Annotated in this window: 27 protein-coding genes and 2 tRNA genes; 19 read left to right on the forward strand and 10 right to left on the reverse strand. The window is 64.8% G+C overall.

The window, feature by feature from the left end; genetic code table 11:
- Nucleotides 1–53 precede the first annotated feature (53 nt).
- The 3 genes from AVR91_RS23420 (at nucleotide 54) to AVR91_RS23430 (ending at nucleotide 1,405) form a co-directional block, all read left to right on the forward strand.
- Nucleotides 54–143, forward strand: a tRNA-Ser gene (locus tag AVR91_RS23420).
- A gap of 42 nt (nucleotides 144–185) precedes the next feature.
- Nucleotides 186–259 (forward strand) — tRNA-Arg (locus tag AVR91_RS23425).
- 195 nt (nucleotides 260–454) lie between these two features.
- Nucleotides 455–1,405, forward strand: a complete 951-nt coding sequence (locus AVR91_RS23430; protein WP_076857415.1) for a NaeI family type II restriction endonuclease — start codon at nucleotides 455–457, stop codon at nucleotides 1,403–1,405.
- Nucleotides 1,406–2,020: 615 nt separating this feature from the next.
- On the opposite strand, the gene AVR91_RS23435 is transcribed toward AVR91_RS23430, so the two are convergent.
- Entirely contained in the window at nucleotides 2,021–2,707 is a 687-nt protein-coding gene (locus tag AVR91_RS23435) for a helix-turn-helix domain-containing protein (RefSeq protein WP_063277270.1), read from the reverse strand.
- 407 nt (nucleotides 2,708–3,114) lie between these two features.
- Between AVR91_RS23435 and AVR91_RS23440 the strand changes: the two genes are divergently transcribed.
- From AVR91_RS23440 to AVR91_RS23450, 3 genes are all read left to right on the forward strand, one after another.
- Nucleotides 3,115–3,756, forward strand: a complete 642-nt coding sequence (locus AVR91_RS23440; RefSeq protein ID WP_076857417.1) for a hypothetical protein — start codon at nucleotides 3,115–3,117, stop codon at nucleotides 3,754–3,756.
- Between the two features lie 69 nt (nucleotides 3,757–3,825).
- Nucleotides 3,826–5,244 carry a transcriptional regulator gene (locus AVR91_RS23445; RefSeq protein WP_076857405.1) on the forward strand — a complete coding sequence of 473 codons (1,419 nt, stop codon included), beginning with the start codon at nucleotides 3,826–3,828 and terminating at the stop codon, nucleotides 5,242–5,244.
- Nucleotides 5,244–7,067 (forward strand): DEAD/DEAH box helicase, encoded by a 1,824-nt coding sequence (locus tag AVR91_RS23450; protein ID WP_143254072.1) that lies wholly within the window; start codon nucleotides 5,244–5,246, stop codon nucleotides 7,065–7,067. Before AVR91_RS23445 ends, AVR91_RS23450 begins: the two co-directional genes overlap by 1 nt.
- Nucleotides 7,068–7,083: 16 nt before the next feature.
- On the opposite strand, the gene AVR91_RS23455 is transcribed toward AVR91_RS23450, so the two are convergent.
- Nucleotides 7,084–8,352, reverse strand: coding sequence for a DNA cytosine methyltransferase (locus AVR91_RS23455; protein ID WP_063277269.1), 1,269 nt, complete (start codon nucleotides 8,350–8,352; stop codon nucleotides 7,084–7,086).
- Nucleotides 8,353–8,446: 94 nt separating this feature from the next.
- Between AVR91_RS23455 and AVR91_RS23460 the strand changes: the two genes are divergently transcribed.
- The 3 genes from AVR91_RS23460 (at nucleotide 8,447) to AVR91_RS23475 (ending at nucleotide 10,702) form a co-directional block, all read left to right on the forward strand.
- Nucleotides 8,447–8,950, forward strand: a complete 504-nt coding sequence (locus AVR91_RS23460; RefSeq protein ID WP_076857407.1) for a very short patch repair endonuclease — start codon at nucleotides 8,447–8,449, stop codon at nucleotides 8,948–8,950.
- Between the two features lie 521 nt (nucleotides 8,951–9,471).
- Nucleotides 9,472–9,804, forward strand: coding sequence for an SDR family oxidoreductase (locus AVR91_RS23470; protein WP_228709306.1), 333 nt, complete (start codon nucleotides 9,472–9,474; stop codon nucleotides 9,802–9,804).
- A 4-nt stretch (nucleotides 9,805–9,808) separates the two neighbouring features.
- Nucleotides 9,809–10,702, forward strand: a complete 894-nt coding sequence (locus tag AVR91_RS23475) for an SWIM zinc finger family protein (protein WP_063277268.1) — start codon at nucleotides 9,809–9,811, stop codon at nucleotides 10,700–10,702.
- On the opposite strand, the gene AVR91_RS23480 is transcribed toward AVR91_RS23475, so the two are convergent.
- Nucleotides 10,699–11,691, reverse strand: coding sequence for an SEL1-like repeat protein (locus tag AVR91_RS23480; RefSeq protein ID WP_063277267.1), 993 nt, complete (start codon nucleotides 11,689–11,691; stop codon nucleotides 10,699–10,701). The genes AVR91_RS23475 and AVR91_RS23480 overlap by 4 nt on opposite strands.
- 178 nt (nucleotides 11,692–11,869) lie before the next feature.
- Between AVR91_RS23480 and AVR91_RS23485 the strand changes: the two genes are divergently transcribed.
- Complete coding sequence (locus AVR91_RS23485; protein ID WP_394329966.1) at nucleotides 11,870–12,517, forward strand: HNH endonuclease family protein; 648 nt, start codon at nucleotides 11,870–11,872, stop codon at nucleotides 12,515–12,517.
- Between the two features lie 28 nt (nucleotides 12,518–12,545).
- Nucleotides 12,546–13,202: an alpha/beta hydrolase gene (locus tag AVR91_RS23490; protein WP_063277266.1), complete on the forward strand. Its 657-nt coding sequence runs from the start codon at nucleotides 12,546–12,548 to the stop codon at nucleotides 13,200–13,202.
- Here the strand turns inward: AVR91_RS23490 and AVR91_RS23495 are convergent.
- The gene (locus AVR91_RS23495) at nucleotides 13,180–13,815 is read right to left on the reverse strand and encodes a nitroreductase family protein (RefSeq protein WP_063277265.1); all 636 of its coding nucleotides are present in this window, start codon (nucleotides 13,813–13,815) and stop codon (nucleotides 13,180–13,182) included. The two genes, AVR91_RS23490 and AVR91_RS23495, sit on opposite strands and share 23 nt — an antisense overlap.
- Before the next feature lie 231 nt (nucleotides 13,816–14,046).
- Between AVR91_RS23495 and AVR91_RS23500 the strand changes: the two genes are divergently transcribed.
- A complete protein-coding gene (locus tag AVR91_RS23500) occupies nucleotides 14,047–14,523 on the forward strand; it encodes a MarR family transcriptional regulator (protein WP_063277264.1) in 477 nt (158 codons plus the stop codon).
- Here the strand turns inward: AVR91_RS23500 and AVR91_RS23505 are convergent.
- From AVR91_RS23505 to AVR91_RS23515, 3 genes are all read right to left on the reverse strand, one after another.
- Complete coding sequence (locus tag AVR91_RS23505) at nucleotides 14,492–14,917, reverse strand: ATP-binding protein (RefSeq protein WP_063277263.1); 426 nt, start codon at nucleotides 14,915–14,917, stop codon at nucleotides 14,492–14,494. The genes AVR91_RS23500 and AVR91_RS23505 overlap by 32 nt on opposite strands.
- Before the next feature lie 77 nt (nucleotides 14,918–14,994).
- Complete coding sequence (locus AVR91_RS23510; RefSeq protein ID WP_063277262.1) at nucleotides 14,995–15,768, reverse strand: SigB/SigF/SigG family RNA polymerase sigma factor; 774 nt, start codon at nucleotides 15,766–15,768, stop codon at nucleotides 14,995–14,997.
- Nucleotides 15,765–16,181, reverse strand: coding sequence for an ATP-binding protein (locus AVR91_RS23515; protein ID WP_016330768.1), 417 nt, complete (start codon nucleotides 16,179–16,181; stop codon nucleotides 15,765–15,767). The genes AVR91_RS23510 and AVR91_RS23515 overlap by 4 nt, the downstream gene beginning before the upstream one ends.
- 136 nt (nucleotides 16,182–16,317) lie before the next feature.
- Here AVR91_RS23515 and AVR91_RS23520 point away from each other — a divergent pair, with 136 nt between their 5' ends.
- The 6 genes from AVR91_RS23520 (at nucleotide 16,318) to AVR91_RS23545 (ending at nucleotide 19,439) form a co-directional block, all read left to right on the forward strand.
- Nucleotides 16,318–16,626 (forward strand): WhiB family transcriptional regulator, encoded by a 309-nt coding sequence (locus AVR91_RS23520; RefSeq protein ID WP_016330769.1) that lies wholly within the window; start codon nucleotides 16,318–16,320, stop codon nucleotides 16,624–16,626.
- 214 nt (nucleotides 16,627–16,840) lie between these two features.
- A complete protein-coding gene (locus AVR91_RS23525) occupies nucleotides 16,841–17,194 on the forward strand; it encodes an STAS domain-containing protein (RefSeq protein WP_016330770.1) in 354 nt (117 codons plus the stop codon).
- Between the two features lie 54 nt (nucleotides 17,195–17,248).
- Nucleotides 17,249–18,034 (forward strand): metal-dependent hydrolase, encoded by a 786-nt coding sequence (locus AVR91_RS23530; RefSeq protein WP_063277261.1) that lies wholly within the window; start codon nucleotides 17,249–17,251, stop codon nucleotides 18,032–18,034.
- A 63-nt stretch (nucleotides 18,035–18,097) separates the two neighbouring features.
- Nucleotides 18,098–18,655, forward strand: coding sequence for a TetR/AcrR family transcriptional regulator (locus AVR91_RS23535; protein ID WP_063277260.1), 558 nt, complete (start codon nucleotides 18,098–18,100; stop codon nucleotides 18,653–18,655).
- Nucleotides 18,656–18,708: 53 nt separating this feature from the next.
- Nucleotides 18,709–19,020 carry a hypothetical protein gene (locus AVR91_RS23540; protein ID WP_076153324.1) on the forward strand — a complete coding sequence of 104 codons (312 nt, stop codon included), beginning with the start codon at nucleotides 18,709–18,711 and terminating at the stop codon, nucleotides 19,018–19,020.
- Between the two features lie 35 nt (nucleotides 19,021–19,055).
- On the forward strand, nucleotides 19,056–19,439 hold the full coding sequence (locus AVR91_RS23545; RefSeq protein WP_063277258.1) for a hypothetical protein: 384 nt from the start codon (nucleotides 19,056–19,058) through the stop codon (nucleotides 19,437–19,439).
- Between the two features lie 44 nt (nucleotides 19,440–19,483).
- Here AVR91_RS23545 and AVR91_RS23550 read toward each other — a convergent pair whose 3' ends face one another.
- Both AVR91_RS23550 and AVR91_RS23555 read right to left on the reverse strand, forming a co-directional pair.
- Nucleotides 19,484–21,118 (reverse strand): ABC transporter permease, encoded by a 1,635-nt coding sequence (locus tag AVR91_RS23550; protein WP_063277257.1) that lies wholly within the window; start codon nucleotides 21,116–21,118, stop codon nucleotides 19,484–19,486.
- The gene (locus AVR91_RS23555) at nucleotides 21,115–22,011 is read right to left on the reverse strand and encodes an ABC transporter ATP-binding protein (RefSeq protein ID WP_063277256.1); all 897 of its coding nucleotides are present in this window, start codon (nucleotides 22,009–22,011) and stop codon (nucleotides 21,115–21,117) included. The genes AVR91_RS23550 and AVR91_RS23555 overlap by 4 nt, the downstream gene beginning before the upstream one ends.
- Before the next feature lie 94 nt (nucleotides 22,012–22,105).
- Between AVR91_RS23555 and AVR91_RS23560 the strand changes: the two genes are divergently transcribed.
- Nucleotides 22,106–22,609 carry a GbsR/MarR family transcriptional regulator gene (locus tag AVR91_RS23560; protein ID WP_038507712.1) on the forward strand — a complete coding sequence of 168 codons (504 nt, stop codon included), beginning with the start codon at nucleotides 22,106–22,108 and terminating at the stop codon, nucleotides 22,607–22,609.
- 369 nt (nucleotides 22,610–22,978) lie between these two features.
- On the opposite strand, the gene AVR91_RS23565 is transcribed toward AVR91_RS23560, so the two are convergent.
- Nucleotides 22,979–23,569 (reverse strand): TetR/AcrR family transcriptional regulator, encoded by a 591-nt coding sequence (locus tag AVR91_RS23565; protein WP_063277255.1) that lies wholly within the window; start codon nucleotides 23,567–23,569, stop codon nucleotides 22,979–22,981.
- Nucleotides 23,570–23,584 lie beyond the last annotated feature (15 nt).

A 23,584-nucleotide genomic window follows, 5' to 3' on the forward strand; every position in this document is an offset into this window, starting at 1 on the left:
CCGAGGGGGTCAGGAGGGTGTGTAACCTATTTGAGCAGTGGTCGTTGGGCCTGGGAGGCTTCGCCTAGTCTGGTCTATGGCGCCGCACTGCTAATGCGGTTGGGGGTAACCCCCCCTCCCGGGTTCAAATCCCGGAGCCTCCGCTGGTGCCTGTTCCGGCAGGTGCTAGATTGATAACTGAACAAGCGCCCGTAGCTCAGCTGGATAGAGCATCTGACTACGGATCAGAAGGTCAGGGGTTCGAATCCCTTCGGGCGCACGTCTGGTTGAGACAGCACTAAGGCCCTCCCGTTCGCGGGAGGGCCTTTTTGTCTGTCCGTTGAACTTCTGGACTGAGCACGACTCACTGGGGCAACATGTGTTCACTGCCGAGAGCCGTGCTTCTGCAGCTGGGTCGGCATCGGTGACGGGGTTAAGCGCCTAAGTGCAACGAGGGGACGCCGGCTTGCTCGACATGGTCCTAGAGGGTCCGCCCGGACGGGGAGACGATCCAGAACTCGACGCTGTAACCGATCGGCTTTATGAGCACGATCCAACTGGCGACCGTGTCGCTAAGGTGCTCAGGCACACAATTGACCAGCTTCTTGATGGGCGCCGGAGTGGCCGCTGGGATTACGTGCAGCTCCACAAGACCGAAAAGACTCACATGGGCACTCTGGTGGAGATCAACCTCCACCGTGAATTCGACTTCGCAGATGGAGTGGCTACTGACTATCGGATCGCCGGCCACGACGTGGACTGTAAGTTCTCCCAGCGGATTGGTGGCTGGGAGATGGGGCCTGAGATGGTCGACCAGCTCTGTCTGGTGATCTGGGCAAGCGACCTGGAAAGCAAGTGGCGGGCAGGCCTTGTCCGGGCACGGCAAGACCGACTGCGCCTAACGGCAAACCGTGACTTGAAGCGTCGTCTGACGGAGCGTGGTGTCACCGAGATCAGATGGTTGTGGTCGTCGCACGGCAGGCTAACCCCGAACGTGCTGTTGCACCTTGATCCGCAGAGGCGGGGGCGGATCATGGATGCGCAGGCAAGCCGTGGTGATCGACATGCGCAAGCACGGTTGTTCCAACTGTGCCGAGATGTGCACAACCAGATAATCACCCGGGCCACGGTCGAGACTGTGGGCTGGGGCCTGGATGATCCTCTGAAACGGATGCGCAGCAACGGCGGTGCCCGTGACGCGCTTCGTCCTGAAGGGTTGCTTGTACTCGGCCATCAGGACAATGATCCTGGAGTCGCGTCCGCGTTAGGTCTTCCAGTTCCACAGAAGGGACAGTTCGTAGTTACTCGGGTTGTGCCCGCGGACAACGATGATGACTTGCCGACAGCTTCGATACAGGGGCAGTTATGGCGACAAGCGAAGCCGAATGATCCACTACATCCAGCCCCGGTCGTTCCTCGTAACTAGAGCTGCACCGGTCCGCCGGCCATAGTGCTCCTTGCCGACCTGGGTACCCAGTTGTCTCGATGGACAGGTCGGCAAGGAGCCGCAGTTAACCGTAGCTTTGAAGCTAGTGAGCTACTTCAGCAGCCAGGCCATAGCGAAAGTGATGAGCGCAGATCCGGCTGCGTAGGCGGCACCCTTGAGAAAGTGCATCCAGACGAGCTGCCGCCACCGGCGCCATCCTGTGGGGGTAGGGCCCTCACCAGGGGGTTTGCGACTTTTCACCCGGTCCGGCAGTGTGGTCCGGGCCGGACGGCCACCCGAAGAAGAGCTGCGACGTTTACCATTCATGTAGGGACTCCTTGTCTACGCCAGTTGGCGGGGGTTCTGAAGGGGGAGGGTCCAGCCGGCCTTGGTTTCCACGCCCTGCCGGTGGGCCTTCCCCTGATATCCCGGTGCCCGGGACTGCATATTTCTTTGCCTTATCTCCATGTTGTTGGTCACAACACTGCGAGTCGCGAACCGGATGAACACGGTGGTGGGCCCCGTGGGGCGCAGTCCAGATTCGCGTACGAGGCAAAGCTTGTGGGCCAGGTCATGCTTGCATCTGTAAGTCCATGAGCGAAACTTCGAGCACAGTCATCCCTCCAGGAGTACGAGAGCAGCGTCGGCAAGCCCTAGGCCGAGGAGTTCTCTGATGATGGTCAAACGATCTCGCGCGCCACGCCCTCGCGCGCCGCGCAAAAGCACATCAGCGGCCTCGGGGTGGCCAGCATGCATGAAGAAGGAGACAGCACCGGCGACCTCCTCGGCGGTCACTTCCGAAGCAGTTGCCCAGAGAACGCTGGAAGCGTCTTGCAGGCGTCCGCTTTCGATGTAGGACAGGACCTCGTCGAGCCCCGGTGGTGGCGAGGGAACGTTCATTACGTTGTGCCGGTCCTCGTCCGTCGACACGTCGTTGCGCCGGTCCATCTCATGGTCGCCCACCGATAGTGGAGGCGCTCCCACGAGCGCACGATGACAGTTGGGGCATAACCCCAACTTGGCGGCAGTCCTTAGTGCAAGTAGGTAGTCGAGAGTGAACGGCATTGTGAGCACGCCGCGTTTTGCCAGGTCCTGCACTGCTCCCTCGTACATCGAGATCAAAGTTTCGGCCGGTGGCAGGCGTCGCGCGTTGAAGTAGTGCGACAGCGATGCGCCAGAGAGTCCAAACCGCTTGCTCAGCGCGGCGATGGTGCTCGACTGGAAGCATTTATGCAGCTCAGTAAGGGCCTCGGCCAGAGCCGCGGCCGTGGGCGAAGTCCCGTCCGGGTATCGGCCGCCCACACGCCCTATCGGTGGCATCCCCCTCGTCAACTCCTTCCTAGAAGAGTCGTGTACGTGTCCTTCGCGGTCTTAAGACGCGAAGGACACGTACGCGACGACTGTAGGGCATGCCTTGATTTACATGACGACGACTGGCCCCGAATCTCCGACTTTTCTTGCGGCAACAAAAATATGTCGCGATTCGATATATCGCGACATATCTTACTTCGGCCACGCCTGCCTACAAAACATGTAATGACTACAAAAAATGTAGGGATTCGCGGTCAGTGTGTTCGCGAAACTTTCTGTGTTACAAAGGAAGTTCAGCTGTTGAGGTCTGCTGGCTCCTGCGTGGTGGGGCAGCAGTGAAGTCGGCACAGAAGGGCTCATGCGTGCTCCCGTCGTGGCAGGACCCTGAACTTGGGACGATGAAGCGAGTCGCTCTGTGGCTTCTCGCCGAAGTCGGCGAAGGAAACAAATTTACAAAGGAGAAGCTGAGAAAGGAGTTCCCTGGCGTCTCTCAGATTGATCGAAGGATGCGGGATCTTCGAAAGTTCGAGTGGCAAATCGACACCAATCGTGAAGACTGGACCCTTGATCCCCACGAGCACTGCTTCGTAAAAGCTGGCCTCCCTGTCTGGGAGCAAGGCGTCGCTATTAGCCAACGAGCAAACGCTGCCATTGGTGCTTCAATGCGCAGGGAGGTGCTCGCAGCCGACGGGAACATGTGCCGCTCATGCGGTATTACGCCTGGTCACCTCTATGCAGGCACGCATGAGATGGCCCAGCTGGACATTGCTCGCCGACAGGTAGTCACGCCGACGGGCGTTGAGGTGCAACTAGTAACCGAGTGCAAGCGGTGCAGGGTGGGTGGCCGCGGCCTCGAGGCCAGCTTGGAACGTGTACTGCGAGACTTGTCCTCGCTTGGAGCTATGGAACGCCGTGTGCTGACCGGCTGGGTCAACGTGGATCGCAGAGACTTCAGTCGTATCGAAGAGTTGTGGAGTGACTACAGGTCCCTGCCGGCCGAGGCGCGTTCTAAAGTCCGGGAAGAGCTAGGCCTTAGCTAGACAGTACTAAGCTACGACCTCGGCAGGCTGGACTGCTGAACCAGAGCAACTTCGTATCGGGAGAGAGTAGTGACCAGAGACTACGGTCGGCCGCCACGAGCTGAAGAGAACCGCGCGCTGATCGAGAGTCGACTAGCTGAGGTGGCTGCCGGCGGAGGATTACGTGAGACCGTCACAGTTGATTGGCGCGGGCGCCCGACGCATTTCGATGTTATCGAGATGCCGGTTGGTGACCTGTACTACAACCCTGCTACTCACAGGATTCGCGCTCAGCGCAGCCACGATAGTGTGCGAAGTGAACTGCTCGATCAAAATCCATGGAGTCAGGGAAGTCAGGAATACCTGGACTTCTTGCTTAAGGCGCTGCCCTCAGATCTTTCGAAGATTGACCCGGTATTTACTGGCCTAGCCGAGAGTCTGAATGATTACAACCAGAGTGATCCTGGACTAATTACCCGTGATGGCGTGCTTGTAAACGGGAATACAAGACGTGCTGCTCTGCTGCAGATTCGCGGGCCGGGGCAAAGCATGCGTGTTGCTGTTCTTCCTGAATCCTGCACTTGGGATGATATCAGTGATGTTGAGCTCTCGTTGCAGCTTCGAAAGACTCATCATCGGGAATACTCGTATGTTAACCGCCTGCTTACCATTGACGAACTGGCCAAGCAAGGTATGCCAGTTAGCGTAATCGCCGCAACGTTCCGTACTACGGTTCCGGCTTGTGAGCAAGATATGTGGGTGTTCAATTCTGTTCAATCGCTGATCGAGCGCAGTGAGGCGCAAGGGACTCGCTTGCCGATCTTTGCATTTGAGGACAAGGCCGAAAAACTTAAGGAACTTTATCGCCGATACTCGAAAGATCTTGCTGTTGATCCAGAAATGGCAGAGATAGTTAAAGAGTATCGCTTGGCTGCAATTATGCTCGACTTCTCAAAGACCGACGTTCGTTTGATTGAAGATGATTTTCAGGAAAGGTACTTGTCTCGCCATCTCCCTGAGAGATTTCAGGAACAGGTTAGCGGTCATGAGACGGTGTCGATCCCTGGCCTTAACCGCAAGGTTAAGGGCGCATCCAACGCTCTGAATTCTGTCAAAAGGCTAACTGATACAGCCTTGAAGGCGAAGGCTGCTGAAGCGTCTGACTCGAGCCTCCGTGATCCAGTGGCTGCCGACGCCGCACGCGCGGGAGAAGAGCTTCGCGATGCGATGAAGCGAGCCTTGGAACCAGCGGGTAAAGATAGTCGAATTAGAAAACGGAAGCAAGCTGCTCCTACGCGAGTTCTTGATGCATGCCAGGCTCTCGACCAATGTGTCACCGACTTGGTTATTTCGCGGGGGTCGAGAAGTCTGGATGAAGAAACTTTTGATGAGGCGGTAATTAAACTCAAGGAAAGCTTGGCAAAGCTTGCGCTGGAGACCCGTCGAACGGTCTCGGCCCCTGGCGACGGGGTCAACTGGCTTATCACCTCGTTTTCTGCGGAGTCTTAGTGATCGCTGAGCAAGAGGCTAGTCTGGTTATCGGCTTTGACGTAACTCGAACTCAGGCGCTGCTGCGGGCGCAGCCAGAGTTTACGGCTGCCCTGGGGCGGTTGTTGGAGCGTTTTCCTGCGGGGCGATTCTCGGAGAAGTCGGCGATAACTGTTCCAGTCGATGAGTTCTTGCTCGGGCTCGAAGCTTTAGCCGCATGGCCGGCACCTGAAACTGTCGTTTGGGACGCAACGTTTCAGTCGGTCGTTGGAGAAATGCTCGACGATGCGGAAACTGCGGAAAGACAGTTGCATGCCGGTGATCAATTCGACGTTGCCGCTAGCGAAGTCGACGGTCTGCTTGGCCCAAACTGGTGTGGGCCGTTGACGGACTTTCAGCGCCGCGATATTGCGCGCTTGATATCACTTGGGCATAGCGCAAATTTTAGTGTTCCTGGAGCAGGTAAGACGCGTGTTGCCTTAGCGGTTTTTGCGGCAATGCGGGAAAGAGGCAAAGTTGAGCGATTGTTTGTAGTTGGCCCTAAGGCGGCGTATGAAGCGTGGCTGCATGAGGCAAAGGTGTGCTTTAAGAAACCGCTTGATGTGAAGATTGTAACCAACCGATTGCCGGGCTCGGCGGATCTGCTTTTAGTAAACTATGAACGACTAAATCGCTCGTTGGTTGGTTTTGCAAAGTGGCTTCAAGATTCTCCGGGAATGATGATTCTAGATGAAGCCCACAGGATGAAGCTGGGCGCTGCTGGCGTCTACGGTACTGCCTGTATGGCCTTGGGGCCGCTGAGTAGAGTTCGGATGATTCTCAGTGGTACGCCGGCGCCCAATGGGGCCAAAGATCTTGAAAACCTCTTGTCATTCGTCTGGCCAGGGCGTGGTCGCCGAGTAGTGCGGCAGGCGGTCGGCGGAGGGGATCTTGGCTATGCGAGTGGTGTATTGAGGCCGCTCTATACGCGAACTACCAAGCACGAACTGGGCTTGCCCCCCGTGATAACCCGTGTTTGCAAAGTTGAGATGCCCCCGCTTCACCGAGAGATATACGATGCGATGGTTGGTCAATTTACCGCTCGAGCAGAGCGGAATCGAAATGATTTCGAATCATTGGGCAGAGCGGTCCTGCGACTTTTGATGGCGGCTACCAGCCCGGCGCTTCTTGTGGAAGGTGCGACGAAGTACGAGCCACTTTCTTTCCGGATACCACCGTTGGAGGTGCAAGAAGGCGAGCCGCTATCCGCTCTGCTGAGAGACCTGTCGAGGTACGAAGTTCCTCCCAAGTATCAGGAGACATTGGCTATCGTTGCGGCAAATGCGGCGCGAGGGCGGAAGACTCTCGTCTGGGCCAGTTTCGTGCGGAGCATTAAGTCTTTGGAAGTGTTGCTTGAAGACTTTAGCCCAGCTGTTGTGCACGGTGGCACGGTAGACCGGAGCGACCAACTTCGAATATTTCGTGAAGACCCGTCTTGTGCCGTACTCATCTCAAATCCAGCCACGCTAGGAGAAGGTGTCAGCTTGCATCAAGTATGCCACGATGCAGTATACGTGGACAGAGACTTTCAGGCTGGTCGATTCCTTCAAAGCCTTGACCGGATTCACCGATTGGGTCTTGCTCGCGATACTGAGACGCGGGTAACGATACTGGAGTCTCAGGGAAGCATTGATGAGATCGTGGCCCTGCGACTAAAGGAAAAGCTGGAATTCATGGGGCAGATCCTAGATGATCCGTCGGTTCAGAAGCTTGGCGATCCTGAGGACGAAGGAGCACTCGCTGGTGGCATGGATACAGCGGACATCCAGGCCATCATTGGCCGGGTAAGTGCAGCGCGGTCGTAGGTCGAGCTACCGAGGGCTAGCTGATCTTCGCCCGGCTTTTTAGGAACATGGCGTGCCTGTCGTGGTCATCCTGCCCTGTGAACGCTTTGAAACTTCCGAGCTTGTACTTCGTAACGCCGTTATCAGAAAATGTCTCTATGTTGAAGTCTTTGCCTAGCCTGCTAATGCTGAGCTCGACTTCTGAGATTTCGAGAGGCTTGTCGCCAGCGGTCTGAAGGCTTTCGACCTTCACGAAGTCACCCACTTCTTTGAGGACTTTGTAGATAGGGTCATGCTCGACTGGCTTGCGAGCTACCGCTTCCCCCTTTTTTCCTAGTGCATTCTTGATGGCCTTTCCTACGGCTTCAGCGACTGGTGGCGGGAAGGCGTTGCCGATCTGCCTATACTTGGATGTCTTTGGTCCCTCGAAGATCCATTTTCCTTCGTCGGGGAACCCTTGAAGTCGTGCGACCATTTCATTGGTCAACTTGGGGCCGCGGCCATCGAGAGAGTATTCATCTTTCGGGCCTGGAACGTCGTTGGCGACGCCGTGTGCGTCGACCCAGAGCTCATGCCATGCTCGCTTGGCTCGTGTGGGTCCTAGATCGGCACCGCCGTGCTTCTTTGAGCCTCCTACGATTGTAGGAGCGATCTTGTTGGCGCGTTCCACCCAATCGTCGATTTGACCCCAACCCCGTGTGCCCATGAGGTCCTTGAGGGATTCACCGACTGTTGGAGCGTTGAGAAGCGGTTTTGGCCACCTGAAATAGCCCGCATATTTCTCTTGAAGCGCTACCAGGACAAAACGTGGCCGCAACTGAGGGACGTTAAAGTCCGAAGCGTGGATAAGGCGCCACTCGGCTACATAGCCAAGAGTGGTCAGGCGATCTAGCACATGCTGTCGATACCCAGCAAAGCGTGGCATGCTCAGCCCTCGGACGTTCTCAAGTAGCAGGGCGCGCGGCTCCACCGTTGCTACTTGCTCAACGGTCCAGGCGAAGAGATCACGCTCGTCGTTGGCGCCTAGTTGCTTGCCAGCGATCGTGAACGGGGGGCACGGTACGCCACCCGCGAGCAGGTCGATCCCCTTGTACTCGTGGGGTTTCCAGATCCCTGGATCAGCCACGTCACCCGTCTTGACCTCGTCGAGGCTGAAACCGCTGTTCTTGAGGTCGCTGTTGGTTTTAAGGGTCTTGGAGGCGTTTTGGTCTAGCTCGACCGCGAGGGTGTGGTGGAAGCCGGCTTTGTGCAGGCCGAGGGCTTGGCCGCCAGCGCCAGCGCAGATCTCGACAGCGTTGAGCTTCATGTCACTTAACCTTCCAGGGTGATGCAGCTGGCGACGGGCCTAGCGAGGTATCTTGCCTCATGTGCCCGTGATCGGATGAAGAGGTTCGGCAGGCGTGGTTCAAGGTGATCGCAGCGAGGCTCGTGCCCGAGCCCACGCGAAGGGGCTCTATCCGGCGCCGAAGGACACCGGCCGGTCCCGGAACATGCAGGCTAACCGGCGCGCTGACACCAAACCGGAAGTCGCGCTCCGTAAGGCCCTGCATCGCCTTGGTTATCGGTATCGCAAGGATCTTCGCCTGACGTTGGACGACGGCGTGAAGGTTCGCCCGGATGTGGTTTTCACGGCTCGCAAGGTTGCGGTGTTCGTGGACGGATGCTTCTGGCATGTGTGTCCAGAGCATGGAAGGCAGCCCACGTCGAATGAGTGGTACTGGACGCCGAAGCTTCGGCGCAACGTTGAGCGTGACCGCCTGGTTACTGATGCACTGGAGCACGCTGGTTGGTGCGTAGTACGCATCTGGGAACACGTGCCCCTGGAGGCTGCCATAGTCGCGGTGACGGATGTCCTCGAACACGGGTTCGACAGTACTAGCCGTAGCCGACGAAACCTGGGATGACACGGCGCTCAGTGGTTGGGAGTTGATTCTTGATGCGAACTAGCCCTCAAAAAGCTGGTCAGAGCCTCATGGATCAACCCCGGCAAGTCGCCCTTCCCGTCGGTCTCCGCCCACCGGGTCAGCGTCACGTGAGCGGCGCCCGAGGCACACCATCGCCGTAGCCCGCACCCGAAACTCCTCCTCAGGCGCCGGAGAAGGCCACAAAGGGGCGGTCGCGATCGCATCGGCCGTGGCGTACTGGCTGTCCAGGTGCCGCACCCGCCGCGCGCGCACCGAGATCATCAGCCGTAGCCGCGTCGGCAGGAACGCCTTCGTCTCCTCCTCCGGCGAACTCAGAGCGTCGGTCGACTCCAAGGCGCGCCCGATCCGCGCGGATAGCGACAAAGTGAAGAGGCGGACGGTGTGCGGCTGCACCAGTAGCTAAGTCTCGGCGCGCTGACGGTCCCGGAGAGTTCTCGTGTTGTTAGTAACTAACACTTGGTGCGGAGGCTTGAGCGAGGGCGTTAACGGTCGCCACCAGGATGGCCAACCCGGCGCAGACCTCCTTCGCGATGGCCAAGGGCGCGCTCGAGACGATGAGCCGCACCCTCGCCCACCAGCTCGGACCCCGCGGCATCACGGTCAACGCCGTCGCGCCGGGCGCGACCAGGACCGCGGACAACGGCCGGATCTTCACTCCGGAGCTGGAGGCGGCCATCACGACGCTCACCGCGCACCGAAGGCTCGGCGCCGCGGAGGACATCGCGGACGTCGTCGCGTTCCTCGTTTCCGACGACGCCCGGTGGGTGACCGGGCAGGTCCTCGACGCGAGCGGTGGGTTGTTCCTCGGTCCTCCGGGGCAAGGCGCAGAATAGGCCGGTGACGTGGTTCAGCGAGGACGAACTCCGCAGGCAGGCCGGTGACGTCTCGTTCGCGCGCGGCGCCAAGTACCTGGAGTCGGTCGAGACGCTGGACGACGTCGCGGGCGGGGTGACGGCCGTGGTCAGCGGCACCGACCGGTACACGGTCCGGTTACGCAACGTCGACGGCGGGCTCGTCGGCGAGTGCTCCTGCCCGCACGCGGCGGACGGCTTCTTCTGCAAGCACTGCGTGGCCGTCGGGCTGCTGGTCCTCGAAGGGGTGGCGGACGGCGGCGCGGCCGACATCCGCGGGTACGTCGAAACGCTCGACCGCGAAGAGCTGGTCGAACTGCTCGTCGGGCACGCGAACGAGGACCCGGTCCTGTTCCGCAAACTCTCGCTCAAGGCGGGCCGCGGCGACCTCGACGCGTTGCGCCGCCATGTCGAGGGAACGTTGCGGTTGCGCGGTTTCGTCGGCTTCCAGGGCACGGTCGCGTACACCGAGAAGGTGCGCGAGGTGCTCGCCACCGTCAGGGAACTCATGGACGGGCCCTTGCTGTGCCTCGTCATCGAGTTGGTGGTGGAGGCGCTGGACTTCGTCGAGGACTCCTTCGGCGCGCTCGGCTCCGAGGTCTCGGGCGCGCTCGCGTTGTACGCGGAAGCCTGCGCGGACACGCCACCGGAGCCCAAGGAGCTCGCGGAGTGGTTGCTACGGCTGGATCTCGACGGTTCCGGCCGGATCGACGTGAACATCGCGGACTTCACCGCGGGCCTCGGGTTCGAAGGGCTCGCGGTGTTCCGCGCCGGCGTCGAGGAGCGGTGGCGGCTCGACGACGGCGAGGACCCGTACCGCAGCCGCAAGCTCCAGCGGCTGCGCGAGGGGTTCGCGGCGATGCGGAACTGGCAGGCCTAATACCGCTGCCGGTTGCGGTACAGCTCCTCCAGATCCCGTTGCCCCGCCTGGTCGCCGGTGTCGGCGGCCGCGCGGAACCAGTGTTCGGCCTCCTGGAAGTTCCCGTGGTCGGCGGCCAGCCTGCCGAGGTTGGTGTACGCGGGAACACTGCCGAGTTCCGCGGCCTTCCGATACCAGGCAGTGGCCTCTCCGGGATCGTTCCGGTCGTTGGCCAGCACGCCCAGGTTCGTCATCGCGGCGGCGTCGCCCCGTTTGGCGGCCTTGAGATACCAGCGTTCGGCGGCGTCGAGTTCGCCGCGGCGGTGCAGCACCAGGCCGAGGCGGACGGCGGCGTCGGGGGCACCGGCGGCCGCGGCCGCGTGGAAACAGCTTTCGGCGCGCGCGAGGTCGCCTCGTTGCTGTGCCTGGTGGCCGAGTTTGATCAGCGCCGCCGCGTCGGCCTCTTCGCTCGCCTTGCGCCACCAGGGATCCGCTTCGGACGTCCGGCCGGTGTCGCACAGCACGGCGCCGAGCGTGATCATGCCTTCGACGTTGCCCGCTTCGGCGGCCTCGCCCGCCCAGTACTCGGCCTCTTCGAGATCGCCACTGCGATGCCTGGACCGCGCGAGCTCGGCCATCGACTCGACGCGGCCCTCGGCGGCGGCGCGACGCCACCAGTCCTCCGCCGCCTCCCGATCCCCTCGGCGCGCGCAGAGATTTCCCAGATGCGACATGGCATGCGAATCACCGGCGGTCGCGGCTTCGCGATACCAGCGTTCGGCCTGTTCCGGCACGCCGCGCTCGTTCAGGAGATGCGCCAGGTTGCCCATCGCGACCCTGTCCCCGCCCTCGGCGGCCTTGCGGAACCACGTCTCGGCCTCGTCGAGATCACCACGCTCCAGCGCGGTGGATCCCATACGTGCCATGGCGATCACGTGCCCGCGTTCCGCGGCCTTCCGGTTCAGATAGTCGTCGACCCGGGTGTTCCACTTACGTTTTTCGGCGCCCACAAGCCCGCTCCTTCCGGCAGCGTCCCTGGGGTAGTCGCTGCTCAGGGCCCCGATGTGACAACAACTACCGGGTGTCATCGTCGTGTCGCGCCCGGTTTCCCCGCGCCGCGCGGCGATACTTGGCGCTCCCCGTTCCCCGTCGAGAGGAAACCGCGCGGTGGCCACGCGTACCAGCCAGATGACCACGGCTCAGCGGTTGCTCCTGCTGATCACCCTCGCCGCCGTCGTGCTCGCGGTGTTCTGGTTCGTGAGCGGCAAGGGCGACGCGTTGCAGCCGAAGCCCGCGAACCCCGCGAGCGCGGCCGACGCGCGCAAACAACTGGACGAACTCACCGTCGCCCCGCGCGGTTCGATGGACGGCTACGACCGCAAGAAGTACCCGCACTGGGACAACCAGGGGAACAACTGCAACACCCGCGAGTTCGTGCTCAAACGGGACGGCAAGGACGTCAAGGCCGGTTCCGACTGCGCCCCGACCTCCGGCAGCTGGACGAGCGTCTACGACGGCGAGACCTGGACCAAACCGACCGACATCGACATCGACCACATGGTGCCGCTCGCGCAAAGCTGGGTCAGCGGCGCGAAGTCGTGGACCGACGAGAAGCGGCGCCAGTTCGCGAACGACCTGACCCGCCCGCAGCTGTTCGCCGTCACCGACAACGTCAACCAGGAGAAGAGCGACAAGGCGCCGGACCAGTGGAAGCCGCCGCTCGTCTCGTTCTGGTGCACCTACGCCACCGACTGGATCACCGTGAAGCACTACTACGGCCTCACGATCACCACAGCGGAGAAGAGCGCGCTCAGCGACATGCTCGGTCGTTGCTGATCTCCCCGCTTTCGGGTTGGCTGTGGCCATGGCGACCTTCGTACTGATCCACGGCGGTGGCGGCAGCGCCTGGGACTTCCACCTCCTCGAGGCGGAACTGACCGGGCGCGGGCACGACGTCGTCGCGGTGAACCTGCCGATCGAAGACGAGAAGGCAGGCTTCGCAGAACACGTCGAAGCCGTCGTGGACGCCATCGGCGATCGCGGGGATCTGGTCGTGCTCGGCCACTCCTACGGCGGCTTCACCGCGCCGCTGGTGGCCGAGAAGCTTTCGCCGCGGCTGCTCGTGATGCTGACGCCGATGGTCCCGAAGCCGGGCGAGTCGCCGGGGGACTGGTGGGGTAACACGGGTTTCACGTCCGACGAAAGCCTCAGCGAAGAAGAGCAGTTCTACAACGGCGTCCCCGCGGACATCGTCGCGGAGGCGGGCTCGCACGCCCGGAACCAGGTCAGCGCCGAATGGGGACAGCCGTGGCCGCTGGACAAGTGGCCGGACGTCCCGACGAAGGTGCTCATCGCGCGCGAAGACCGCTTCTTCGCGCCCGAGTTCCAGCGCCGGGTCGTCCAGGACAGGCTCGGTTTCGCCCCCGACGAGATCGACGGCTCCCACTCCGTCCCGTTGAGCCACCCCAAGGAACTGGCGGACCGGCTGGAGTCCTATCTCACCAGCGATCCAGCCGCATGACGTCTTCGAGCGGCTGACGCGCGGCGGGTTTGAAGGTGTCGCCGGTGTAGAACGCCGTCGGGATGAGCGCGGCCTGGTGCACGTTCTCCGGCAGGCCGAGGATCTCCGCGGCCTCCTTCTCGTACGCGAGGTGCAGCGTCGTCCACGCCGTGCCGAGCGTGACCGCCCGCGCGGCGAGCATGTAGCTCCACACCGCCGGCAGCAGGTTGCCCCACAGCCCGGCCTGGTTCCCGGCCGGCAGTTCCGCGCTGTTCGTCTCCAGGCACGGGACGACGTGCACGGGTACCTCACCCATCTTGTCGGCGAGGTACTCGACGCTGGAGCCGACGCGCTTCTGCACCTTCGACCGCTCAGGGTCGTCCGCGAACAGCTTTCCCGCCGCCCGAGGGGAATCCAGGTACTCGCGGCACGCCCGCTGATAGAGCTTGCCGAGTTCGGCCCGCTGGCCGGCATCGGTGATCACGAGCCAGTGCCAGCGCTGCGTGTTCGACCCGCTCGGCGCCTGCAGCGCGACCTGCAGGGCGTGTTTGACCAGTTCGAGAGGCACCGGCCGGGTCAGGTCCAGTCGTTTGCGGACGGTCCGGGTGGTCGTCAGCAGCTCTTCGGGCGTCATCCGAGGATTATGTCGTTGTTTGCCTGTCTGTGAACCCGCGGCCGCGATCGACGTCGGCAGGGCGCACGCCGGTCGCGCACCCGCGGTGACCGAGCAGGGCGCCCTGCCACCGCGATAGCGGGGCCTTCGGCCGGGCGGGTTCACCCCTTTGGTCACTTTTCCGGGACCACCCCCGCTCCGCCGTTATGTCGTTATGATCCGCTGGTGGGGAGGCCGCCGCGCGAACGAGGGATGGGCACTTTGCTCAGGCACGTCCTCGACGTGACCGAGGCGGACGTCTCCGCGTTCTTCGAAGACATCGGGCTGGGGGACTACCGGCCCCGGTTCACCCCGTTCGTCCGCGCGATCGTCGCGCACGGGCCGCTGCCCATCCGCGACCTCGCCGCCGAAGTCGGCGTCACCCATTCCGCGGCGAGCCAGACCATCGCGCAGATGGCGCGTCAGGACCTCGTCTCGCTCCGGCCGGGGGCCGACGCCCGGCAGAGGATCGTCTCGCTGACGGAGAAGACCCGACGTCTGATGCCGACGCTGGAAGCGGAGTGGGCGGCGACCAGCGCCGCGGCCGCCCAGCTGGAAGCCGAACTGCCGTACCCGCTCAGGGAGGTGCTGGTCGCCGCCGTCGAGGCGTTGGAACGGAAACCGCTCCGGGAACGCATCGCCGAAACGGACGCCGCGCTCAAGCTGAAGCGTCGGCTCGATCAAGATTGAACACGGCCCAGACGTACTTCCCGCCCGAGCAGAGTTCGTGTCCCCAGTCTTCGGACAACGCGTGCACCAGCTGAAGACCGCGGCTGCGCGCCGCCATCGGCGACGGCTCCTTCAGCTTCGGCCGGTTCGTCCCGGAGTCGAAGACCCGCAGGGTGAGCCTACCGCCGGAGTACTCGACCTCGAGCCTGTCCGGCTTCTCGCCATGCTCGAAGGCGTTCGTGACGAGCTCGGACGTGGCCAGGAGGACGTCGTCGACCGCCGGCCCGTCGAGGCCGAGGCTCCCGAGAGTCGCCCGTACGGCCTGTCGTGCGACGGCGGGTGCCGTCACATCGACCGGCAGGGGAAGGGAGACCACCGGCAACGAGCCCTCCGATCGCGTCTTGGACATCGTCATGGTTCCGCACCTCCCCTCACGAGAGACTCCCAGATCCGCTGTTCGCCTCCCTGATACCCACAAGGGGCGAGGTCGAATCAGACTCCGTCCGTGAGTTCGGTCTCGGTCAGTCCTTCCCGCAGTTTCTTGAGCGTGGCGGCCAGCAATCTCGACACCTGCATCTGGGAAACACCGACACGGCGCGCGATGTCCGACTGGCTCATCCCGGACCCGAACCGCAGCGCGACGATCTTCCGCTCGCGATCGGGCAGCCGTTCCAGCATCGGCCGCAGCGCCTCGCGCAGCTCCGCCTGGCTCAGATTGGCGTCCGCCTCGCCGAAGCGGGTGTGCGCCGAGTTCTCCAGGAGGTTGTCCAGTGAGGCCCCGTACCGGCCTTGACCGGCCCGGAGGCCCTCGTAGACCTCGTCGATCGGCACGCCGAGATGCCCGGCGATCTCACTGGGCTTCGGCGCGCGCGAGAGCCGGACGGTCAGCTCCTCACGCGCGGCCGAGATGTTCGCGTTCAGCTCCTTGAGCCGCCGCGGCACCCGGACCGACCAGCTGTTGTCGCGGAAGTGGTGCCGTAACTCCCCGGAGATGGTGGGGACCGCGAACGCCAGGAAGTCGCTGCCCTGACCCGGGTCGAACCGGTCGACGGCGTGGATCAGCCCGATCGTCGCGATCTGGACCAGATCCTCCATCGACTCGTCGCGGTTGCGGAACTTGCGCGCCAGATTGCGCGCGAGTTCGAGGTGCGCGCGCACCAGCTCGTCCCGCAGCGCCTCGCGCTCGGGGGAGTTCGGGGGCAGCGCGCACATGCGCTCGAACAGGACCGGGACATCCGCGCCGTCTTGCTCGACGGGTTCGGTCACGGCCGGGCCGCCTCGCTCTCCCGGATGAGCTCCACCCTGGACAGGTAGCCCCCGTCGGCCGGGGTGACACTCCGCCGCGCGGACGTCGCCAGCGCGGTGAGCAGCTGCCAGGACAGACCGGTCTCGTCGTCGGGTTCCGGGGAGTCCGAAAGCACCGACACGGTCACCTCGATCCGCCCGTCCTTCCACGAGAAGACGCAGGTCAGATGGCCGTCGGCGGCCGACGGGAGCAGCATCGAGCAGGCCTCGTCCACCGCCATCCGGAGATCTTCGACGGCGTCCAGATCGAAGTCCTGGCGCATCGCGATATCCGCGACGATCGTCCGGAGGGTCGGTACCACGTGCGGTACCGCGGCCGTGCGTACCTCGATGAGTTGAGCGCCCTCCCCGCCGGGCGGGGTGTTGTCCACCACGTGTGTTCCTCTCTCGAGCTGCGCTGCCGCTCCGTCAGATGCCCTTGGTGTGAGCAAACCAAACCCACGTTTGAGCCGTGCAGGGGGCGGGCATGTAACCGGCGACAAACGATCTCCTTGGAAGGCGGGGACCGACATGGCTGACGTGAGCCGGCTGCCGAACGTGGTGGCGGAAGAGTGGGACTGGCAGCTCCGTGGGTCGTGCCGAGGCGCGGACAGCAGCTTGTTCTTCCACACGGACAACGAACGCGGTTCGGCCCGTGAGCGGCGCGAATCGCGCGCCAAGGCGATCTGCCACACCTGCCCCGTGCTGGCGCAGTGCCGCAAGCACGCGCTCGCGGTGCAGGAGCCGTACGGCATCTGGGGTGGTCTTGGCGAGATCGAGCGCCGCGAGCTGTTCCTCCGTGAACGCCGCGCCGGGCGCAAGGCCTTGACCGCGCATTGAGCGCGCCCCGGGCACCGGTCGGCGACGCGCACGACGGCGATCGTGGCGCCCCGTCCGTACTGGGTTAGGGTTGGGACTGTCGTTGCGGGGACAGCCACGCCTACCCGCCGAAGAAGAGCGTGCGTCCGTGTCCGGACTGGGCGCGGCCGTCGCTTGAGACCACAGGCGCGTTCCGGCGCTGAGCGTCGGTTCTCACCTGATGAGGAGAATGTGCATGCCCGCAGCGGACCAGAACACCACGCCGCCCGGTTTCAGCATCACGCTGGACGCCGACGCGTCTGAACCGCGTGTGGTGGTCACCGGTGAGCTCGACCTGCTGACGAGCCCGCAGCTTCAGGAGACCCTCGGGGCCCTGATCACGGACAAACCGTCGGGCCGGGTGGTCGCCGACCTGACCGGCGTGACCTTCTTCGATTCCTCGGCGCTGAACGTGGTGCTCCAGGCGCAGCGCCAGGCCGCCGAGAAGGCGGTCGAACTCGAACTGGTGCCCAGCCCGCAGGTGAGCCGCGTGATCGAGCTCACCGGCGTCGCCGAGCACCTCAGCGTGTCGGAGGAGCCCCCCGCCTGATCCCCCGCTACGGTCGTGGGCTCGTGATCCGCGACACCTGGGGGCGGCAAGATGATGGGGCGGACGCATGCCCTGACGGGGTGGTGCGCGGGCCTCGCACTCGCGCCCGCCGTCGGAGCGGGCACGGTGCACCAGGCGGTGGTCTTCGCCGCGACCACGGCGGGGTTCGCCCTCCTTCCCGATCTCGACCATCCGGGCGCTCGCGCGTCGAAGCTGCTCGGCTGGTTCACCGGCGCGATCTCATGGCTGCTTCGCCGCGTTTCGGCGGGGCTCTACGCGCTGACCAAGGGGCCTCGGGACGAGAAGGTCACCGGTAAGCACCGGCATCTCTCGCACACCGTCCTGTTCGCCGTCGGCCTCGGCTTCCTGACCTCCTGGGGGACCACCGAGGGCGGGCCATGGGCCGTGTTCGGCGTCGTCGTCCTCGGCCTGCTGCTCGCGGAAGGCGCGCTCGGCGACTGGCTCCTGCCGGTCAGCGGCGCCGCCGTCGGGTGGTGGGTGTGGACCGCCCCGCCGGACAAGGCGGCGCAGCTCGCGGAGATCTCCGGCTGGCTCGGCATCGCCGTCGCGGCCGGGTGTTTCGTGCACTGCCTCGGGGACGCGCTGACCGAGTCGGGCTGCCCGTTCCTGTTCCCGATCCCGATCGCGGGCGAGACCTGGTACGAGATCCGGCCGCCGAAGCCGCTGCGGTTCCGCACCGGCAAGAAGGTGGAGAACCGGCTGATCTTCCCGGTGTTCGCGGTCGCCGCGGTGGTGCTGATCCCGGGTGTCTGGGAGTACCTGTTCACCACGGTCCAGGGCCTGCTCACGCCGGACGGGACGCAGACCGCGGTGCAGTGAGGAATGCCCTCGTCGCCGCCGGCGTTGAATCGGAACGCCGGACCCGGTTGAGGAGGGGGAACAGTGGACAAGCCCGTGCTGCGCGCCGACGCGCGCCGCAACCGCGCGAAGGTGCTCGCGGCCGCCGAAGAGGCCTTCGCCGTCGACGGCTTGGCCGTCCCCCTCGACGAGATCGCCCGTATCGCCGGTGTCGGCGCGGGCACCGTCTACCGACATTTCCCCAGCAAGGAAGCGCTCTTCCAGGCCGTCGTCGTGGACCGTCTCGAGCAGTTCGCGCGAGAAGCCCGCGAGCTCATGGCCGCCGAAGACCCCGGTGAAGCCTTCTTCGACTTCTTCAAACGCGTCGTCCAGCAGGCGTCCCGCAACCGGGCCCTCTGCGACGCGCTCGCCGAAACGACCGGACTGGGGTTCAAGGCGGGCGCGGGCGACGAGTTCCGCTCGGCCACACAGGCGCTGCTGACGCGGGCGCAGGCCGCGGGCGCGGTCCGCGAGGACATCGACGGCGACGACCTGCGCGCCCTGATCGCCGGTTGCCTCGCCGCCGAACGGTATTCACTCGAAGAACGGCATCTCGTGCGGATCATTGTCGACGGATTGCGCACGTTGCGTAACAAAACGTAAGATCAACGCGAGTAGTCCCCGTACCTGCGCTTCGCATGGCGAGGGGGTGCCGGATGTCGAGCCAGGGTTCCGTCGTGGTCGCGGCCATCGCGGGCATCGCGACCGGGTTGCTCGTCGCCGCGCTCTTGGTGGCCGGCCGCGAGCCGCAGCGCCGCGTCTACGAAGTCGGCACGACCCCGGCCCCGACCTCGACCTCCCGTTCGGTCGGACCGGTCACGGTGACCGTGCCGGCGAGCACCCCGGAGCCGCTCGTCGTCACCCGCACCAGGACGCCGGCGCCGCGCACGGTGACCAGGACCGTGACCCCTTCGCCCACCTCGACGGAGCTTCCGCCCAGTACGACCACGGGATTCCGAAGCGACTGATGCAACCAGGGCGGCCTTCGCCTCGTCTGCCCCGTATGCGGCGACTACCCGTTTTCCTGCTCCTGCTCACGGCTTTGACCGCGTGCGGCTCCGGTGAGAAGTCCTGCCCGGCCATCGCCCTGTCGGAGGGGATCTCCCTCGACATCCCGGCCGCCGGGGTCACCCGCGTGTCGCTGGAGTTGTGCTGGGCCGGTACCTGCGTGACCGAGTCCGCGCCCGGCGGCGAGCACGTCTTCGTCCCTACCCGGGGCCTGCCGACCACGCCGGTCCGGACCACGGTGACCCTCGACGACGGGAAACCCCACGTCCTCGACGTGACCCCGGTGATCGCCTATCCGGCGGGCGAGGCGTGCGGAGGCGGCGTGCCGACCGCGAAACTGGTCGTGGCACCCGACGGCGGAGTACGGCAAGTACCGTGAAGGCCGCCCTCCCCGGCGGGCGGCCTTCACGGTTTCCCCTGTGGCTAGCCGACGTCGCGACGCCGCCAGCCCATGAGCCCGGCCACGAGCGCGACCACGGCGACCCCGGTCAGCCAGACCAGCGGTGTCGCGGTGAACTCCGCGGCGGGCAGCTTCGGAACATGCGAGAACGGCGAGGCGTCCACGATCGCCTGCGGCAGGTTCAGCACCGGGCCGAACAGGCTGAGCAGCAACGCCAGCCCGGCGATCGCCCACGCCGCCGTCGTGAGCTTCGGCGCCAGGCCGAAGAGTGTCACGGCGAGACCGGTGATCACCCACACCGCCGGAAGCTGCGCCAGCGACGCGACCACCATGTCGCCGACCGCGTCGCCGACGCCGCCGGAGCGCAGCCCGTTCGACAGTCCTAAAAGGACACCGCTGACGACCATCATCAGCGCCGTGCCGCCGAACGCGAACACGAGATGGCTCCCCAGCAGCCGCATCCTGCCCACACCCGTCGCGAGCAGCGGCTCGACCCGCACCGCGGCCTCCTCCGCGCGGAGCCGCAACGCGGCCTGCACCCCGTAGAGCGCGACGACCATCGCGAACAGGCCGCCCATCGCCGCCATGAAGGCGTCGATCAACCCGTCCGTACCGCCAAGGCGCTGGAAGATCTCCTTCGCCTGCCGGCTTTCCCCGACGACGTCGCCGATCCCGCTCGCCACCGAGCCGAACACCGCGGCGCAGACCGCCGTGCCGATCAGCCAGCCGATCAACGGACCCCGGTGCAGCCGCCACGCCAGCGCGAACGGGCTGCGCAGCGACGCCGCGGCTTCGGCGGGTCCGGGACGCGGCGGGACGATACCGGTGCCGACGTCGCGCCGTGGGAGCAGCGCGTACCCGGCGGCGCCGACGACCACGGTCGCGGCCAGCGGGAGCAGGAACACCCACCACCGCTCGTCGGCGAACGGCCGGATCCGTTGTGCCCACCCGATCGGGGACAGCCACGAGACCCAGTTCGCGTCGGAGGTCGAGTCGCCGACCGCGCGCAGCAGGAACGCGACCCCGACGGCGGTGGCGCCGATCCCGTTGGCCGTCCTCGAATACTCGGCGACCTGAACCGCGACCGCCGCGATCGCCGTGAAGACCAGCCCGGTCACCGCGGTGGCGGCGCCGAGCGCGAGCGAGCCTTCGACGGGCAGCTTCGCGCCGATCATCAGCGCGGCCTCGACGAGTCCGATGAGGACACTCGCCCCGGCGGACACCAGCACGCCCGCGGTCAGCAGGGCGTACCGGCCGACCACCGCGGAGGCCAGCAGTTCCGCGCGTCCCGAGTCCTCTTCGGCCCTGGTGTGCCGTGTGACGGTGAAGACCGCCATCAGCCCGATGACCAGGGCGAGGAAACCGCCGAGCCGCCACGCGGTGAACCCGCCCGCGGTCGAGAGGTCGAAGGCCGGGCCGTAGATCAGTGAAAGCGACGGGTTCGCGCCCATGCCCGCGGTGAGCCCGGCCCGTTCGGCGGCCGTCGGGTACAGGGTTTCGAACGTGCCCGACGACGTCGAGGGCATGATCCCGAGCAGGACGATCCAAATCGGCAGGACGATCCGGTCCCGCCGCAGCGCCAGCCTGGTCAGCTGCCAGGTGCCGACCAGTCCGTGCGCCGGTCCGGTGGCTACGGGACGGTCCAGCGTCGCGGTCATTTCGCGCTCGCTTCGGTGGTGTAGTGCCGGAGGAACAGCTCCTCCAGCGTCGGCGGCTGGCTGGTCAGGCTGCGGACGCCGACCTGGGTGAGCTGCCGCAACGCGTCGTCGAGGGAGCGGGTTTCGACGTCGAAGCGGACGCGGTTGCCCTCGACCTTGAGGTCGTGGATGTTCCGCAGTTTCGTGAGCCCGTTCGGCGGGCCGGCGAGTTCGGCCGAGATCGACGTCCTGGTGAGGTGCCGGAGCTCGGCGAGCGTGCCGGTCTCGACGGTGTGCCCGTTGCGGATGATGCTGACCTTGTCGCAGAGCGCCTCGACCTCGGCCAGGATGTGGCTCGACAGCAGTACCGTGCGGCCCTGCTCGCGCTCCTCCCGGATGGCGTACTGGAAGGTGGCCTCCATCAGCGGATCGAGGCCGGAGGTCGGCTCGTCGAGGATCAGCAGGTCCACGTGCGAGGCCAGCGCGGCCACGATCGCGACCTTCTGCCGGTTGCCCTTGGAGTAGGTGCGCCCCTTCTTCTTGGGGTCGAGGTCGAAGCGTTCGACGAGGTCCTTGCGGCGGCGCTGATCGAGCCCGCCCCGCAGCCGCCCCAGCAGATCGATCACCTCGCCGCCGGAGAGGTTGGGCCAGAGGTTCACGTCGCCGGGGACGTAGGCGAGGCGCCGGTGCAGGCTCGCCGCGTCCTTCCAGGGGTCGCCGCCGAGCAGGCGGACGTCGCCCGAGTCCGCGTGGAGCAGACCGAGCAGGACCCGGACGGTGGTCGACTTCCCCGCGCCGTTCGGGCCGAGGAAGCCGTGCACCTCCCCAGCGGGTACCTGCAGGTCAAGGCCGTCCAAAGCCTTGGTCCGGCCGAAGGATTTGTGGAGGCCGGAGATGGAGATGGCGTTTTCCATGAATCTGAAGGTACAGTGATTTCACGAAGTTGTGAAGTTAAGAAAACGTATGGATGGTGTGATCACTCTGGGGGAAGTGAGAGAGGATGTGCCCATGACGACGACGCCTGAGAGTGCTTCGAGCACGCAGAGAGACGAGGACGCCGTCCGCCGTTACGTGGAGCACCTGGGCCTCACGCTTTCCCAGATCGGGATGCAGCGGATGCCGGCCAGGGTGTTCGCCGCGCTGATGACCACCGACGCCGGCCGTCTCACCGCGGCCGAGCTGGCCGACCAGCTCTCGGTGAGCCCCGCCGCGATCTCGGGGGCCGTGCGGTACCTGGAACAGATCGGCCTGGTCGCCAAGGAACGCGAGCCCGGCTCGCGCCGCGACCACTACCGGCTCTTCGACGACCTCTGGTACGCCACCTTCATGAAACGCGACCGCATGATCACCATGTGGCGCGACGCGGCCGACGAGGGCGTTTCGGCGCTGGGGTCGGACACGCCGGCCGGCGAACGGGTCGCCGAGATGCGGGACTTCCTGAGCTTCATGATCAAGGAGCTCAACGACATGTACGCGAAGTGGCACGAGATGCGGGCCGAAAAGGGCAAGTGAGCCATCGGGCGCGCGAGTGACCATCTGTCGTGGTGGAGCCGCCCCCTCGGCAAGCTCCATGCCCTGAGTGCCCCTCGGTGATGTAGGAATTGGGACACTCAACGTCCCGATTCCTCCACGCTCGACCGTGCCGCGGCGAGCGTCCGGTGCCGTCAAGTTCCGAGCCGGTGGAGCCATCGGGCGCGCGGGTGACCGCACTCGCGTGATCGAAGCCGGAACTCGCGTGATCAGAGGCGGAACACGTGAGTGCGGTATCCAATCACGCGAGTTGCGCGCCTGATCACGGGAGTTACGTGCCTGATCACGCGAGTCGCGGACTTCGGACCAGTAGGTATGGAGGACACGGCGGGTTCTGGCTCGAATCGCCACTCACGAGGTCACCGCGACCACGAGCGTGCCCGCCAGCCTTTCCGCCCACGCGTCCAGCTCCTCCGGGGACGGCTCCCGGTCCTCGAAGGACGCCAGGAACGCGTACTGGAAACACGCCCCGAGCAGCAGCGACGCCGAAGCGTCCAGATCCGCGTCCTCGCGGATCCTGCCGAGCCGGACCTCCTCCCGCAGGTACTCGGCGACACGCACGAGCGGGACGTCCGGTCCGCGGTCCCTGCTCATGACCCGTTCCCGATGGGTCGCGAGCAGTTCCCGCGACGAGAACAGCGACACCGCGATCGGGAAGCTCTCCAGGTAGAACGACAGCGTGATCCGCGCCAGCCGGGCGAGGTTCGCCGCGAGGGGGGCGTCCGCCGCGGCCTTCATCAGCTCGTCCAAGGTCGTCCCGAGCGCGGGCAGCCGCTCGGTGAGCACGCTCGTGAAGATCTCGGTCTTGTCCTTGAAGTGCTTGTACAGCAACGCCTCGGAGTAGCCCGCCGCCCGCGCGATGGCCTTCGTCGTGGCATGCGCGTAGCCCTGCTCGCGCATCACCTTCGCCGCCGCGGCGACGATCTCCTCGCGGCTTCCCATGTTCGCTCCTGAGGG

Origin of the sequence: Amycolatopsis keratiniphila subsp. keratiniphila (assembly GCF_001620365.2) — a bacterium.
GTDB lineage: Bacteria > Actinomycetota > Actinomycetes > Mycobacteriales > Pseudonocardiaceae > Amycolatopsis > Amycolatopsis keratiniphila.